Source organism: Pseudomonas sp. LBUM1671 (assembly GCF_059695685.1).
Map to the genome: position 1 here is coordinate 1,391,274 of NZ_CP166782.1, position 14,878 is coordinate 1,406,151.

The 14,878-nt window shown below is 60.3% G+C and carries 13 protein-coding genes; 9 read left to right on the forward strand and 4 right to left on the reverse strand.

From position 1 onward, the window contains the following. Positions 1–11: 11 nt before the first annotated feature. On the reverse strand, positions 12–377 hold the full coding sequence (locus ACA060_RS06215) for a YkgJ family cysteine cluster protein (protein ID WP_497316075.1): 366 nt from the start codon (positions 375–377) through the stop codon (positions 12–14). Positions 378–658: 281 nt separating this feature from the next. On the opposite strand from ACA060_RS06215, the gene ACA060_RS06220 reads away from it, so the two are divergent. Further along, complete coding sequence (locus ACA060_RS06220; RefSeq protein ID WP_497316077.1) at positions 659–2,008, forward strand: spinster family MFS transporter; 1,350 nt, start codon at positions 659–661, stop codon at positions 2,006–2,008. Between the two features lie 172 nt (positions 2,009–2,180). Here ACA060_RS06220 and rapA read toward each other — a convergent pair whose 3' ends face one another. Continuing rightward, positions 2,181–5,027 (reverse strand): RNA polymerase-associated protein RapA, encoded by a 2,847-nt coding sequence (gene rapA / locus ACA060_RS06225; RefSeq protein WP_497316079.1) that lies wholly within the window; start codon positions 5,025–5,027, stop codon positions 2,181–2,183. Between the two features lie 218 nt (positions 5,028–5,245). Between rapA and ACA060_RS06230 the strand changes: the two genes are divergently transcribed. The 3 genes from ACA060_RS06230 (at position 5,246) to ccoM (ending at position 6,079) form a co-directional block, all read left to right on the forward strand. Further along, positions 5,246–5,587 (forward strand): aspartate-semialdehyde dehydrogenase, encoded by a 342-nt coding sequence (locus ACA060_RS06230; protein WP_109628314.1) that lies wholly within the window; start codon positions 5,246–5,248, stop codon positions 5,585–5,587. Between the two features lie 72 nt (positions 5,588–5,659). Further along, positions 5,660–5,821 (forward strand): hypothetical protein, encoded by a 162-nt coding sequence (locus tag ACA060_RS06235; protein WP_178082285.1) that lies wholly within the window; start codon positions 5,660–5,662, stop codon positions 5,819–5,821. A gap of 144 nt (positions 5,822–5,965) precedes the next feature. Beyond that, the gene (gene ccoM / locus ACA060_RS06240) at positions 5,966–6,079 is read left to right on the forward strand and encodes a cytochrome c oxidase subunit CcoM (protein ID WP_010462558.1); all 114 of its coding nucleotides are present in this window, start codon (positions 5,966–5,968) and stop codon (positions 6,077–6,079) included. 614 nt (positions 6,080–6,693) lie between these two features. On the opposite strand, the gene ACA060_RS06245 is transcribed toward ccoM, so the two are convergent. Next, positions 6,694–8,169 (reverse strand): inorganic phosphate transporter, encoded by a 1,476-nt coding sequence (locus tag ACA060_RS06245; protein WP_497316082.1) that lies wholly within the window; start codon positions 8,167–8,169, stop codon positions 6,694–6,696. A 377-nt stretch (positions 8,170–8,546) separates the two neighbouring features. Next, a complete protein-coding gene (locus ACA060_RS06250; protein WP_007935837.1) occupies positions 8,547–8,747 on the reverse strand; it encodes a hypothetical protein in 201 nt (66 codons plus the stop codon). A 682-nt stretch (positions 8,748–9,429) separates the two neighbouring features. Here ACA060_RS06250 and pcaR point away from each other — a divergent pair. The 5 genes from pcaR to pcaF all read left to right on the forward strand — a co-directional run bounded on the left by pcaR (position 9,430) and on the right by pcaF (position 14,853). Then, positions 9,430–10,272 carry a pca regulon transcriptional regulator PcaR gene (gene pcaR, locus ACA060_RS06255; RefSeq protein WP_497316084.1) on the forward strand — a complete coding sequence of 281 codons (843 nt, stop codon included), beginning with the start codon at positions 9,430–9,432 and terminating at the stop codon, positions 10,270–10,272. 127 nt (positions 10,273–10,399) lie between these two features. Next, positions 10,400–11,746: a 4-hydroxybenzoate transporter PcaK gene (gene pcaK, locus ACA060_RS06260; RefSeq protein ID WP_497316086.1), complete on the forward strand. Its 1,347-nt coding sequence runs from the start codon at positions 10,400–10,402 to the stop codon at positions 11,744–11,746. Between the two features lie 268 nt (positions 11,747–12,014). Further along, positions 12,015–12,872, forward strand: a complete 858-nt coding sequence (locus tag ACA060_RS06265) for a CoA transferase subunit A (protein ID WP_059407998.1) — start codon at positions 12,015–12,017, stop codon at positions 12,870–12,872. Next, complete coding sequence (locus ACA060_RS06270; protein WP_109628317.1) at positions 12,872–13,651, forward strand: CoA-transferase subunit beta; 780 nt, start codon at positions 12,872–12,874, stop codon at positions 13,649–13,651. Before ACA060_RS06265 ends, ACA060_RS06270 begins: the two co-directional genes overlap by 1 nt. Further along, complete coding sequence (gene pcaF, locus ACA060_RS06275) at positions 13,648–14,853, forward strand: 3-oxoadipyl-CoA thiolase (protein WP_497316089.1); 1,206 nt, start codon at positions 13,648–13,650, stop codon at positions 14,851–14,853. Before ACA060_RS06270 ends, pcaF begins: the two co-directional genes overlap by 4 nt. Positions 14,854–14,878: the final 25 nt, after the last annotated feature.

Below are 14,878 nucleotides of genomic sequence, written 5' to 3' on the forward strand. Positions count from 1 at the left end.
GGCGTCAGGAATCAGGCGATCTGCTCATAAGGGAACTCGAATTCCGGTTGCAGGGCCGGCAATCCGAACGCTGCCCGTGCCGCATCGCAATCCACGTTCGCCTCGCCATTGACCCAGGAGGCGTCGAATTCCCGACAGGTGCTGGAACGCTTGTCGTAAATCGAGCACTGCACAGTGCTGCCGACTTCGCCAACCAGCCCAATGCAGCGAGTGGGTTTGCAGTCCGTGCCCAGCATGGCCACCCGGCTGGGGCTGATGGGCGCGACCAGCTCGTCGGGCACCGTTCCCCCCGCCGAGGTGCATTCACCCCAGAAAAAAGACACGCGAAAATGAGAACAGCAGGCACCGCAATTCAGACACGGACTGGCTTCGGACATGGGCGATAATCAAAGAGAGATGGGGGGATTGGTGGGGCAGGCAAGGCCGCTATTCTAGGCTTCGCGCAGGACTTGGGAAGGGGGTGAAAAAGTATTTTTTATGCGACCAATGGCGGTGAAACACCCACCTCATTCGCACCGCAAATCCAATGTGGGAACGGGTGTTGCGCCATGGGTTGGTATCAGCATTACGAATAATTACAGACAGCTCTGGCGGGCGTGACTAGATTGGAGGCTCCGGGGACAGCGAGGCCCCAATAACAATAAAAGAGACGGACCCCATGCAGAACTCGACCCAAGCGGCGAATGCCTGGCGCATTCTGTTCCTGCTGTTCCTGGCCAACCTGTTCAACTTTTTCGATCGCACCATCCCGGCCATCATCATTGAGCCGATCCGCATGGAATGGCACCTCAGCGACTTTCAGCTGGGGATCATCGGTACTGCATTCACCATCGTTTACGCCATTGCCGGCCTGCCTCTTGGGCGTATGGCCGATACCGGTTCGCGCAGCAAGCTGATGGGCTGGGGCCTGGCGGCGTGGAGCGGCCTGACAGCGGTCAACGGACTGGTGGGCAGTTTCTGGGCGTTCCTGATCGTGCGCATGGGCGTCGGCATCGGCGAAGCCAGTTACGCACCGGCCGCCAACTCGCTGATTGGCGACCTGTTTCCGGCTCACCGGCGCGCGCGGGCGATGGGCATCTTCATGCTCGGCCTGCCACTGGGCCTGCTGCTGGCGTTCTTCACCATTGGCGCGATGGTCAAGGCGTTTGACAGCTGGCGGGCGCCGTTCTTTATTGCGGCGGTGCCGGGGCTGATCCTGGCGATCTTCATGTTCTTCATCAAGGAGCCGAAACGCGGCGCCGCGGAGAGCGTGCAAGTCTCCCAGGAACGCATCGACCGGCCGATCCGTCGCGTGCTGGCGGTGCCGACCTTCCTGTGGCTGGTGATGGCGGGGCTGTGTTTCAACTTTGCCACCTATGCCTGCAACTCGTTTCTGGTGCCGATGCTGCAACGTTACTTCCTGATGCCGTTGCAGGAAGCGGCGGTGGCGACCGGGGTGATCGTCGGCGTGACCGGGTTGTTCGGGTTGACGCTCGGCGGCTGGGTCGCCGACAAGATTCACCAGCGGGTGGCCAATGGGCGGCTGCTGTTTGCCGCGTTCAGCCTGAGCATTTCGACCGTTTGTACCGCGTGGGCGTTACATGCCGGGCGGATCGAAATCGGCGTGTTCGTCGCGGTGTTCAGTCTGGGCTGGCTGTTCGCATACAACTTCTATACCTGCGTTTACACGGCGATTCAGGACGTGGTCGAACCACGCTTGCGGGCCACGGCGATGGCGTTGTTCTTTGCCGGGTTGTACTTGCTGGGTGGTGGTTTGGGGCCGGTAGTGGTGGGTGGTTTGTCCGACCACTTCGCACACACAGCGATGGCCGCGGCCGGCGCCGAGCAGATGACCGAGGCGTTCAAGGCTGTCGGGCTGCATGACGCGATGTATTTGATCCCCGTGGCGCTGTTTTTCACCATGGTGTTTCTGTTCCTGGCTTCGCGGTGTTTTGTTCGGGATGCCAAGCGGATGAAGGACGGGTTGGTCGCTGTGGGTGAACCTGATGTTGCAGTGGCGACTGCATAATCGCTATCGCCAGCAGGCTGGCTCCCACATTGGATCTACAGCGTTAACAAATCCCCTGTGGGAGCTAGCCTGCTAGCGATGCGGCCATCAGCATCACTGCATCAAATTTCAGGCAATAAAAAAGGCCCGCATCACTGCGGGCCTTCTTGTTTTCAGCGGTGGAGCAGGGGGGTTAACCCGCCACCAGCACCCGAATCGCTTCCAGTCGCAGCGCAGCCTTGTCGAGCATGGCCAAACCTTGCTCGCGCTGTTGGCGCAGGGCAACCAGCTCACTGTCGCGCACTGTCGGGTTGACCGCTTGCAGTGCGGTCAAACGCGCCAGCTCTTCGTCGGTATCCGCTGCCAGACGACGCTTCGCCTCGGCAACGCGCTCGGCGTGACGCGGGAAGATTTTCTCTTCGCCGGCGTTGATCCGTGGCGTCAGTTGATCGCGCTGAGCCTGGATGAACTTGTTGGCGCTGGCACGGGGCACGCTTTCCAACTGGTCGTTCAAGGTCTCGAACGACACCCGGGCCGACAGGTCATTGCCAGTGGTGTCGAGCAGGCAGCGCAGAGCGGCCGGCGGCAGGTAGCGGCCCAGTTGCAGTGAGCGCGGCGCAACCACTTCGCTGACGTAGAGCAGTTCCAGCAACACGGTGCCAGGTTTCAGCGCCTTGTTCTTGATCAGCGCCACGGCGGTGTTGCCCATTGAGCCGGACAGGACCAGGTCCATGCCGCCCTGCACCATCGGATGTTCCCAAGTGATGAACTGCATGTCTTCGCGAGACAGCGCCTGGTTACGGTCGTAGGTGATGGTCACACCTTCGTCGTCGCCCAGCGGGAAACTGGCGTCGAGCATTTTTTCGCTCGGCTTGAGGATCAGGGCGTTTTCCGAATGGTCTTCGCTGTCGATGCCGAAAGCGTCGAACAGGGTTTCCATGTAGATCGGCAGGGCGAACTGATCGTCTTGCTCGAGGATGTCCTCGACCAGTGCATCACCTTCGCCAGCACCGCCGGAGTTGAGTTCCAGCAAGCGGTCACGGCCGGTGTGCAGCTCGGCTTCCAGACGCTCACGCTCGGCGCGGGCTTCGTCGATCAGCGCTTGCCACTCGCCGTCATCGGCGTTTTCCAGCAGTGGCAACAGACGCGAGCCGAACTGATGCTGCAAGGCGTTGCCGGTCGGGCAGGTGTTGAGGAAAGCGTTCAGTGCTTCGTGGTACCACTGGAACAGGCGCTCTTGCGGGCTGGTTTCCAGGTACGGCACGTGCAGTTCGATGATGTGCTTCTGGCCGATCCGGTCCAGACGACCGATCCGCTGTTCCAGCAGGTCCGGGTGCGACGGCAGATCGAACAGCACCAAGTGGTGCGAGAACTGGAAGTTGCGACCCTCACTGCCGATTTCCGAGCAGATCAGCACTTGCGCACCAAATTCTTCGTCGGCGAAATAGGCGGCGGCGCGGTCACGCTCAAGGATGTTCATGCCTTCGTGGAAGACCGTGGCAGGAATGCCGGAACGCACGCGCAGGGCGTCTTCCAGGTCCATGGCGGTTTCGGCGTGGGCGCAGATCACCAGAACTTTGGTGCGCTTGAGCATTTTCAGCTGATCGATCAGCCACTCGACGCGCGGGTCGAATTTCCACCAGCGTTCTTCTTCGTTGGCGTCCGGCTGGGCCTGAAAGCTGACTTCCGGGTACAGCTCGGCGTGATCGCCCAGCGGCAGTTCGAGGTATTCATCCGGGCACTGCAGCGGGTACGGGTGCAGTTTGCGCTCCGGGAAACCCTGCACGGCAGCGCGGGTGTTACGGAACAGCACGCGGCCGGTGCCGTGGCGGTCCAGCAGTTCGCGCACCAGACGGGCGCTGGCCTCGATGTCGCCATCGTTCACGGCGGCCAGCAGCGCTTCGCCTTCGTTGCCGAGGAAACCGTGGATGGTCTTGTGTGCTTCCGGCGACAGGCGCCCCTTGTCCAGCAGCTCCTGAACGGCTTCGGCCACCGGGCGATAGTTTTCGCTCTCGGCGCGGAAGGCGTGCAGGTCATGGAAACGGTTCGGGTCAAGCAGGCGCAGGCGCGCGAAGTGGCTGTCCTGGCCCAGTTGTTCCGGGGTGGCGGTCAGCAGCAATACACCGGGAATGACTTCGGCCAGTTGCTCGACCAGCGTGTATTCAGGGCTGGCCTTCTCTTCGTGCCACACCAAATGGTGTGCTTCGTCGACCACCAGCAGGTCCCAGCCGGCAGCGAACAGCGCGTCCTGGGCTTTCTCGTCGTCCACCAGCCACTCAAGCGCAACCAGCGCGAGTTGGGTGTCTTCGAACGGGTTGGCAGCATCGCTTTCGATGAAGCGTTCTTCGTCGAACAGCGCGACTTGCAGGTTGAAGCGACGGCGCATCTCGACCAGCCACTGGTGCTGCAGGTTCTCCGGCACCAGGATCAGTACGCGGTTGGCGCGGCCCGAGAGCAGTTGGCGATGGATCACCAGGCCGGCTTCGATGGTTTTGCCCAAGCCCACTTCGTCGGCCAGCAGTACTCGCGGCGCAATGCGGTCGGCGACTTCACGGGCGATGTGCAGCTGGTGCGCGATCGGTTGCGCACGCACGCCGCCCAAGCCCCAGAGCGAGGATTGCAACTGGCGGCTGGTGTGTTCCAGGGTGTTGTAGCGCAGGGAGAACCACGCCAGTGGGTCGATCTGCCCGGCGAACAGACGGTCGCTGGCCAGACGGAACTGAATGAAGTTCGACAGCTGGGTTTCCGGCAGGGTGACCACTTCGTTTTGCGCGTTGAGGCCGTGATAGACCAGCAGGCCGTCGACGTCATCGACTTCCTGGACGGTCAGTTTCCAGCCTTCGAAGTGAGTAATGGAGTCGCCCGGCGAAAACCGCACGCGGGTGAGGGGCGCATTCCGTAGCGCGTACTGGCGAGTCTCGCCAGTGGCCGGATAGAGCACGGTCAACAAGCGGCCGTCCTGTGCCAGAACGGTGCCTAAACCCAGCTCGGCTTCGCTGTCACTGATCCAGCGTTGCCCCGGTTGATACTGCTGCGCCATGCTGCCTGACTCCCACCTTGAAAAAGCGGGCTATCTTAACGGAATGAGGGCTTCAGGGCCAAAGGACTCTCATAAAAACTCGCAGTCTTACGTTAGTCCAACGATGCGATGCTTGCCGGTCGGGGCACCAATCGGTGCCAAACCGGTCACAGTTTGCGACCGATGGCTCAAGTCGCCATCCCCGCAGCCGACAGCCTGCTGACAGGAGACTGATAATTATGCTGCCACCGATGCTCCCCTTGAGTGCCGTGCCGATCACGTCACAGCAGGACCCGATCCGCCAGCGCCCGGATATTCCGCCTGTCGTGCCGGTGCAGGAAAGCTCCAATGAAAGCACCATTGACCTGAAACAACGCGATCCCGAGGAAGCGGCTTTTCAGTTGCGCGAGGAACAGCGGCGCAAGCAGGAGCGGGAACGGCGTCGACGTGAGGCTGATGAGGATCCGGAGGAGCATCTGGCGATTCCCGGGACCGAATTGAATGCTGACAACACCGTGCCGGTGGCGCCGTTGATGGAAGATCAGCCGCGTCAGGGGTTGTGGGTCGATATTGAGATTTGAGGGGGTGGCTGGTCAGCGCTGCCGTCAGACCTCATTATTACGACAAACCTGCCATTCGATGTATTGAGCACCATGAGCCAAGACGACAAGCTGATTGATCTTAATTCTGAACGCGCCAAGCGGGTTCATGACCTTAATGAAAAGCGTCTGAATGAAGTGCGCCAGGCGTTTGAACAGGCGATGCCGTTGGGTAAAGCCAAGAAGAAATCGAAGAACAAGCCGAAAAAGCGTTGAATCACCCTGCATCGGTTGATGCAGGTCAGTTATTTCCCCTCCTTTACGCCCTGTCTCGGGCGACATTGATCCTGGTCAACTTTCTCTTCTGCCTGATTGGTTAACTTAGCCCTATCGCAACAGGGCAAGTGCAGGAGAGCCGTCATGTTTTTCGACAACGTGGTGATCGCCGGAGTGCTGACAGTCGGCCTCATGGTTCTGTTTTTTGCAGGGTTTGGGTTTTTTATCTGGAAAGATTCGCATAAGCGTAAGCCGTAGTTCTTTCTGGATGTAATGAGCACGCAAGGCATTTTGGGCAACTTCGGTTGCCCTTTTTTTTGCCCACGCTTTTTACTGATGTATGAAGTTCAAAATGTGGGGGCTGACTTGCCTGCGATGGCGGCCTGATAGCCGACCTATCTTTCTCAGGTGTACATATCCATTCCTGCGGTAACGGCTGCTTATGGTTTCGCTTTTACAGCGACTCCCTTTGGCAAACGCCCCAAAGGAAGCAAAGGTCTTCGCCCCAACGTCCGGCCCCTCGCCTGGGCTTGGCGCTCCGCGCCCACCCCCAGATGAACGCCTCCACTCAGCCTCCCGACGGGGCGGGTAGATCAAGATCAAGAGCTGCAGGCGAGTTAACGCTCGGCCTGATGAGTGGTGAGAAGCGAGCGGTACACGCCGATTCCTGTGGGAGCTGGCTTGCCTGCGATGGCGGCCTGACAGCCGACCAATTTCTTGCAGATGTACACCGTCCCACTGTAGGAGCGGGCTTGCTCGCGAAGGTGTCCTCTGGGCCAACCAATCTCTTTCAACAGACCGGCAATGCCAAAGTTCAGACCATAAAAAAGGCGCGAACCTCACGGAACGCGCCTCTTTGTCGCAGCAATGTATCAGCTGCCCAGTGCCTTCGACGCCAGCCAGAACAGGCCGGCCGACAAGGCCACTGTCGCTGGCAGGGTCAGGACCCAAGCCAGCAGGATGGTCCGCACAGTGCCGCCTTGCAGGCCGCTTTTGTTGGCAACCATGGTGCCGGCGACGCCTGAGGACAGGACGTGGGTAGTCGAGACCGGCAGGCTGAAGATGTTGGCCATGCCGATCAGGCTCGCGGTAGTGATCTGTGCCGACATGCCTTGGGAGTAAGTCATGCCCTGCTTGCCGATCTTCTCGCCGATGGTCAGCACTACGCGCTTCCAGCCGACCATAGTACCCAGGCCGAGGGCCAGGGCGACCGCCAGAATCACCCAGAACGGGGCGTATTCGGTGGTGGTGGTCAGGTCTTTGCGCAGTTTGTCCAGGTCAGCCTTTTCACGGGCAGCGAGGCCAGGCAGCTTGCCGACTTTCTTCGCCGTATCGTCCAGGCAGAGCAGGTAGCGACGCACTTCGATGCGGTTTTCCGGCGACAGCGAGTGGTAATCCGCTACACCTTTAAGGGTGCCGAGGAGGGCGGTGATGGTCGGTTCGGTCTGTTGCGGGTTGCAACGGAATTTCTCCGGCAGATCGCCTTCAACGCTTTTGCCCAGGGCCAGGTATTCGCCCAGAGTGTCAGCGTTGCGCTTGTAGAACTGGCTCAGGTGCAGGGTTGCATCGCGGGTCCGTTCGATCTGGTAGGTCGTGCTGCCCAGGTCGAGTACGAACTGTGCTGGAACGATGCCGATCAGCACCAGCATGATCAGGCCGATACCTTTCTGACCATCGTTGGAGCCGTGCACGAAGCTCACGGCCATAGCCGAGATGACCAGCACCAGGCGGTTCCAGAACGGCGGGTGTTTCTTGTCATCGATCTTGCGGCGCTGTTCCGGTGTCTTGTGCATCTTCGACAGGGGGCGCCACCACTTGAGGCCGATCAAAATCAGCGCTGCGACCAGGAAACCCGCCATCGGCGAGAACACCAGCGAAGCACCGATATCGATCGCCTTCTGCCAGTTCACGCCATCGGCCAACGGAATGTCGTTGATCAACGCGTTGGCCAGGCCGACACCGAGGATCGAACCGATCAGCGTATGGGAACTGGAGGCCGGGATACCGAAGTACCAGGTGCCCAGGTTCCAGGTGATGGCGGCGGCGAGCAGCGAGAACACCATGGCCAGCCCGTGACCGGTGTTCACATTGATCAGCAGTTCTACCGGCAGCAGGTGGACAATGGCATACGCCACGCCAACACCGCCCAGCAGCACGCCGAGAAAGTTGAATACACCGGAAAAGAACACCGCCAGATGAGGCGGCATGGCTTTGGTGTAGATAACGGTGGCCACCGCGTTAGCGGTGTCATGAAAGCCGTTGATGAACTCGAAGGCGAGGACAAAGGCCAGGGCGAGCAAGAGGCTCACAAGCACCCAAGCATCCAGTCCGCTGAATAAATCGATCATGAAGGTTTTCTGACCCGGTCATAAGGGGGCGCGATTATGCCAGAAAAGACTGCTAATCGATGCACTAGGTGCTCATCGGTAACATTCTTCAATGAATTAGTTTGTGACGATAGCTTATCCCCGAGGTTTTTACCGGGTTTTGCAAGTCATTGAATTCAGATGAAAAGGCCGCAGCCACAAGGGTTTCGCTCGTGAAGTCGAGAGGCTTGAACACTTGTGTGAAAAATCTGAGAAGAGGGTCAGGCATGTGCCCTTTGCCTCATCCGCAGGGTGAGGTGGCCGCTGCCCGCTTGTAGCGGGCGCGAAAGGCATCATCAGAACACCGCGCTTTTAACGGGTGCCGATGCAGACCCTTGGAAGGATTCAGGCCGAGGAGGTCATGGCTCTTCGGCTTTGAGTTCCTTTTCCATCTTCTGCAATTCCTGGGTGAATGCCTGATCCTGAACGGTGGCGCGTTTACGCCAAGGCTTGCGTTCGGGTTCGGGCTGAGCGGCGTAGGTGGTGACTTCCCCGCCGTAAACTTCCTTGTAACGTTGTTCCTGGCGCTCAAGTTCCGCGCGCAGTTCGTCTTTCGTCACAGTGCTACCTGTATGAGTTGAGATAAATTCTGGTGAAACGCGCTGCAGGAATCTATTGACCACACTCATCGAAAGGACAATGCCTGACAAAGGCATCGTTTTTACGGCGGGTGAACAATACTTCCATGTTGCAGGCGGCCACGGCACCAGAGAAAAACAGCTGACGTAGCATCAGTTACCTGTTCCAGCGAGCGCGTTGGCGGAGCATATGAAATGAGCGTCAAGCGCTTGCTGCAGACAGCGACGATAGGATACCGGGCTGCCGAGTGACGGAACCGGCACGTAAAAACCGCTTCGCCACTGAGGTGCATTATAGCGGTCGATCCGAAGAACACTATCTCTCGAGAGTTAAAAGTAGTTCCAGCTGTGTGATTGTTTTGTTACTCGCAACTTTCAGCGGCAACTAGGGGGGGCGGTGATGTCACATTGCAACGATGTCTTTCTGGCGTCATAAAGTCGAACAAGTTTGCCCCTTACATCAGCCCTCTAAATCAGCGAAGAATAAAAGCATATAGAGGGCTCTGCGCAAATCAGTGTGCGCAGGTAGTCGTCTCCCCAGTGAGGTCGATTGCGATTATCGGTCGAGGGTTCGATAATCGCCCAATCTTGAGGCCTGTGGCTTGTGTGCAGGACCCGAAGCCGCATGTAATAGCTGCTGATCCGTGTAGGAAAAGGACCAGAAATGAACGATCAAATGCGCAATTCCTTCGCTTCAGTGGCGCCGCCGATCGTGGCCTCGCCCGCGAAGCGAATCCAGGCCCTGACCGGTGACCCGGATTTCATGACATCCCTGGCCCGCGGCCTGGCGGTGGTTCAAGCGTTCCAGGAGCGCAAACGACACCTGACCATTGCCCAGATCAGTCACCGTACGGAAATTCCCCGCGCCGCTGTGCGACGTTGCCTGCACACCCTGATCAAACTCGGCTATGCCACCACTGACGGTCGCACCTATTCGCTGCTGCCCAAAGTGCTGACGCTCGGCCATGCCTATTTGTCCTCGACGCCTCTGGCGGTGTCCGCCCAGCCGTATCTGGACCGCATGAGTGAGCAGCTTCACGAGGCCTGCAACATGGCCACGCTGGAAGGTGACGACATTTTGTACATCGCTCGCTCGGCGACCACCCAGCGCCTGATTTCCGTCGACTTGTCGGTGGGCGGACGGTTGCCGGCGTATTGCACGTCCATGGGCAGAATCCTTCTTGCGGCGCTGGACGACACCTCGCTGCGCGAATACCTCGACCATGCAGAGTTCCAGGCCAAGACCAGCCGAACCTTGCACACCCCCGAAGCGCTACTCGAATGCCTGCAGGAAGTGCGGCAGCAGGGCTGGTGCATCGTCGATCAGGAACTGGAGCAAGGCCTGCGCTCGATTGCCGTTCCGGTGTACGACGCCTCCGGCCAAGTGGTCGCAGCGCTCAACGTCAGCACCCACGCCGGGCGGGTCAGCCGCAACGAGCTGGAGCTACGTTTCTTGCCTGGCCTGCTGAGTGCCAGCCGCGACCTCAGCGCCCAGTTGTTTGCCTAAGCTGTTCGATAAACGCACAGAGTCGCGTTTATCGAATTGACGCTGTTTCCCCAAGATCACTAATGTCGCGGCAGCGCCAGCCTTGGCTGGCTCCTGTCCGACTGCGTTCTTGCGTGGAATAAAAATAATGAACCAGCCTCAGTCTGCTGTAGGAAACTGCCTCGACGTGCAGTCCTTCATCAATGCTCAACCCATTTCGCGCTACCAGTGGCGAGTGGTGATCCTGTGTTTCCTGATTGTCTTCCTCGATGGCCTCGACACCGCGGCCATGGGCTTTATCGCGCCTGCCTTGTCGCAGGATTGGGGCATCGACCGCGCCAGTCTCGGCCCGGTGATGAGTGCGGCGCTGATCGGCATGGTCTTCGGCGCACTGGGCTCCGGTCCCTTGGCTGACCGCTTTGGGCGAAAAGTCGTACTGGTCGGCGCGGTGCTGGTGTTCGGCGCCTTCAGTCTGGCGTCGGCGTACAGCACCAACGTCGATCAACTGCTGGTGCTGCGCTTCCTCACCGGCCTGGGCCTCGGCGCCGGGATGCCGAACGCCACCACGCTGTTGTCGGAATACACCCCGGAGCGCAAAAAATCCCTGCTGGTGACCAGCATGTTCTGCGGCTTCAACCTCGGCATGGCCGGTGGCGGGTTTATCTCGGCCAAGCTGATTCCTGCCTTTGGCTGGCACAGTCTGCTGCTGATCGGCGGGATCCTGCCGCTGATCCTCGCCGTCGTCTTGCTGTTCTGGCTGCCGGAGTCGGCGCGTTACCTGGTCGTGCGCAACCGCGGCACCGACAAAGTGCGCAAGACCCTCGCACCGATCGATCCGGTCGTCGTCGCCCAGGCATCGAGCTTCAGCGTGCCGGAACAGAAAACCGTCAAGGCGCGCAACGTGTTCGCCGTGATCTTCTCCGGCACCTACAGCGCCGGCACCTTGCTGCTGTGGCTGACCTACTTCATGGGCCTGGTGATCGTTTACCTGCTGACCAGTTGGCTGCCGACGCTGATGCGTGACAGCGGCGCGAGCATGGAGCAGGCGGCGTTCATTGGGGCGTTGTTCCAGTTTGGCGGCGTGCTGAGCGCAGTGGGCGTTGGCTGGGCCATGGACCGGTTCAATCCGCACAAGGTCATCGGCATTTTCTACTTGATGGCCGGGGTGTTTGCCTACGCGGTAGGGCAGAGCCTGGGCAACATCACGCTTTTGGCGACCTTGGTGCTGGTGGCCGGGATGTGCGTCAACGGTGCGCAATCGGCGATGCCGTCGCTGGCGGCGCGGTTTTATCCGACTCAAGGGCGTGCGACCGGGGTCTCGTGGATGCTGGGGATTGGCCGGTTCGGCGCGATCCTCGGGGCGTGGATGGGCGCAACGTTGCTGGGGTTGGGCTGGAATTTTGAACAGGTGCTGACGGCGCTGGTGATTCCGGCGGCGCTGGCGACGACGGCGGTGGTGATCAAGGGCATGGTCAGTCATGCGGATGCGACCTGACAGCCTGATCCAGATTCTTTGGCGCGTTTGAGGGCCTCTTCGCGGGCAAGCCCGCTCCCACAAGGATTGCGCATCAACCTGTGGGAGGGCTTGCCCGCGATGCTTTTTGGGATCGGTAGCGAGACAACAATCTGTTCGATAAACGAACACTCAGTCGATTATCGGATTGTTTGGCGTTTTGCACAGGCTTAACCTTCAGTCATTCCGGCGCTGAACCTCGCGCCTTTTTTATCCACTGTCGGTTCATAACAAAACGGGAGCCTGCCCCATGGCTGAAATCCTTTCGCTGCACGACGCGGTGAAGCAATTCGTCAACGACGGCGACACCGTCGCGCTCGAAGGCTTCACTCACCTGATCCCTACGGCGGCGGGTCACGAAATCATTCGTCAGGGCAAGAAAGACCTGACGCTGGTGCGGATGACGCCTGACCTGATCTACGACCAGTTGATCGGCGCCGGTTGTGCTCGCAAGCTGATTTTCTCCTGGGGCGGCAACCCGGGTGTCGGTTCGTTGCACCGTCTGCGTGACGCCGTAGAGAAACAGTGGCCGCATGCGCTGGAAATCGAAGAACACAGCCACGCCGACCTGGCCAATGCCTACGTCGCTGGCGCCTCCGGCCTACCGTTCGCGGTACTGCGTGCCTACGCCGGTTCCGACCTGCCAAAGGTCAACCCGCTGATCAAAACTGTTACCTGCCCGTTTACCGGCGAAGTGTTGGCTGCGGTGCCATCGGTGCGCCCGGACATCACCGTGATTCACGCGCAGAAAGCCGACCGCAAAGGCAACGTGCTGCTGTGGGGCATTCTCGGCGTGCAGAAAGAAGCGGCGTTGGCCGCCAAGCGCTGCATCGTTACCGTCGAAGAAATCGTCGACGACCTCAATGCACCGATGAATTCCTGCGTGTTGCCGACCTGGGCCTTGAGCGCGGTGTGCCACGTCCCTGGCGGCGCGCATCCGTCCTACGCCCACGGTTACAACGAGCGTGACAACCGCTTCTACCAGGCCTGGGACCCGATTGCCCGCGACCGTGACACCTTCACCGCGTGGATCAACGAATACATCCATGGCTGCGCTGACTTCAGCGAGTTCCAGGCCAAGCTGGCCGCTGCTTCGGAGGCCAAGTAATGACTTACACCACCAATGAAATGATGACCGTCGCCGCGGCCCGCCGCCTGAAAAACGGTTCGGTGTGCTTCGTCGGCATCGGCCTGCCGTCGAAAGCTGCCAACCTGGCGCGCCTGACGTCTTCGCCGGATGTGGTCCTGATCTACGAATCGGGTCCGATCGGTGCCAAGCCGAGCGTACTGCCGCTGTCGATCGGCGACGGTGAACTGGCGGAAACCGCCGACACCGTGGTCCCGACCGGTGAGATTTTTCGCTACTGGTTGCAGGGCGGGCGCATTGACGTCGGTTTTCTTGGCGCCGCGCAGGTCGACCGTTTCGGCAACATCAACACCACCGTGGTCGGCGATTACCACGCGCCGAAAGTGCGCCTGCCGGGTGCCGGTGGCGCGCCGGAGATTGCCGGTTCGGCGAAAAGCGTGCTGATCATCCTCAAGCAGTCGGCGCGTTCCTTCGTCGACAAGCTCGACTTCATTACCTCGGTCGGCCACGGCGAGGGCGGTGATTCGCGCAAGCGTCTCGGCCTGCCGGGCGCAGGTCCTGTCGGCATCATCACCGACCTGTGCATCATGGAGCCGGAAGCGGACACCCATGAATTCGTGGTCACCGCGCTGCACCCCGGCGTGACCCGCGAGCAAGTGATTGCCGCCACCGGTTGGGCGATTCGTTTCGCAGACACGGTTGAAAATACCGCCGAGCCCACCGACGTTGAATTGAAGGCGCTCAGGGATCTGGAAGCCCGCACCGCCGCCGCCCACGGCCAAGCACCCGGAGAAGCGTGATGCGTGACGTTTATATCTGCGATGCCATTCGCTCCCCCATCGGCCGTTTTGGCGGTGGCCTGTCGGCGGTTCGTGCTGACGACCTCGCCGCTGTGCCGATCAAGGCCTTGATGGAGCGCAACCCGTCGGTGGACTGGAACGCCGTGGACGAGGTATTCCTCGGCTGCGCCAACCAGGCGGGCGAAGACAACCGCAACGTCGCACGCATGGCGCTGCTGCTGGCCGGGCTGCCGGAAAGCATTCCCGGCGTCACGCTCAATCGCCTGTGCGCGTCGGGTATGGATGCCATTGGCACCGCATTCCGCGCCATCGCCAGTGGCGAAATGGAGCTGGCGATTGCCGGTGGCGTCGAGTCGATGTCCCGCGCACCGTTCGTGATGGGCAAGGCCGATGCGGCGTTCTCGCGCAACATGAAGCTGGAAGACACCACCATCGGCTGGCGTTTCATCAACCCGTTGATGAAAGCCCAATACGGTGTCGATGCGATGCCGCAAACCGCTGACAACGTGGCGGACGACTACGAAGTTTCCCGCGAGGATCAGGACGCTTTCGCCCTGCGCAGTCAGCAGCGCACGGCCGCCGCGCAAGCTGCAGGATTTTTCGCTGAAGAAATCGTTGAAGTGCGGATTGCCCACAAGAAAGGGGAAACCGTCGTCAGTCAGGATGAGCATCCACGTGCCGACACCACCCTTGAAACCCTGGCCAGACTGAAACCGGTCAACGGTCCTGACAAAACCGTCACCGCCGGCAATGCCTCGGGCGTGAACGACGGTGCGGCGGCGCTGATTCTGGCCTCTGCCGAAGCGGTGAAGAAACACGGCCTGACCGCTCGCGCCAAAGTGTTGGGCATGGCGAGCGCCGGCGTCGCACCGCGGGTGATGGGCATCGGCCCGGTGCCGGCAGTGCGCAAACTGATCGAGCGCCTCGGTCTGGCGGTCAACGATTTCGACGTGATCGAACTCAATGAAGCCTTCGCCAGCCAAGGGTTAGCGGTGCTGCGTGAGCTGGGACTGGCGGACGATGCGGCTCAGGTCAATCCGAACGGTGGCGCCATTGCCTTGGGCCATCCGTTGGGCATGAGCGGTGCGCGTCTGGTCCTGACCGCGTTGCATCAGCTTGAAAAAACGGGTGGCAAGAAAGGTCTGGCGACCATGTGCGTCGGTGTCGGCCAGGGCCTGGCCTTGGCCATCGAGCGCGTCTGACGCCCGGCAGACTCATAAGAACAGA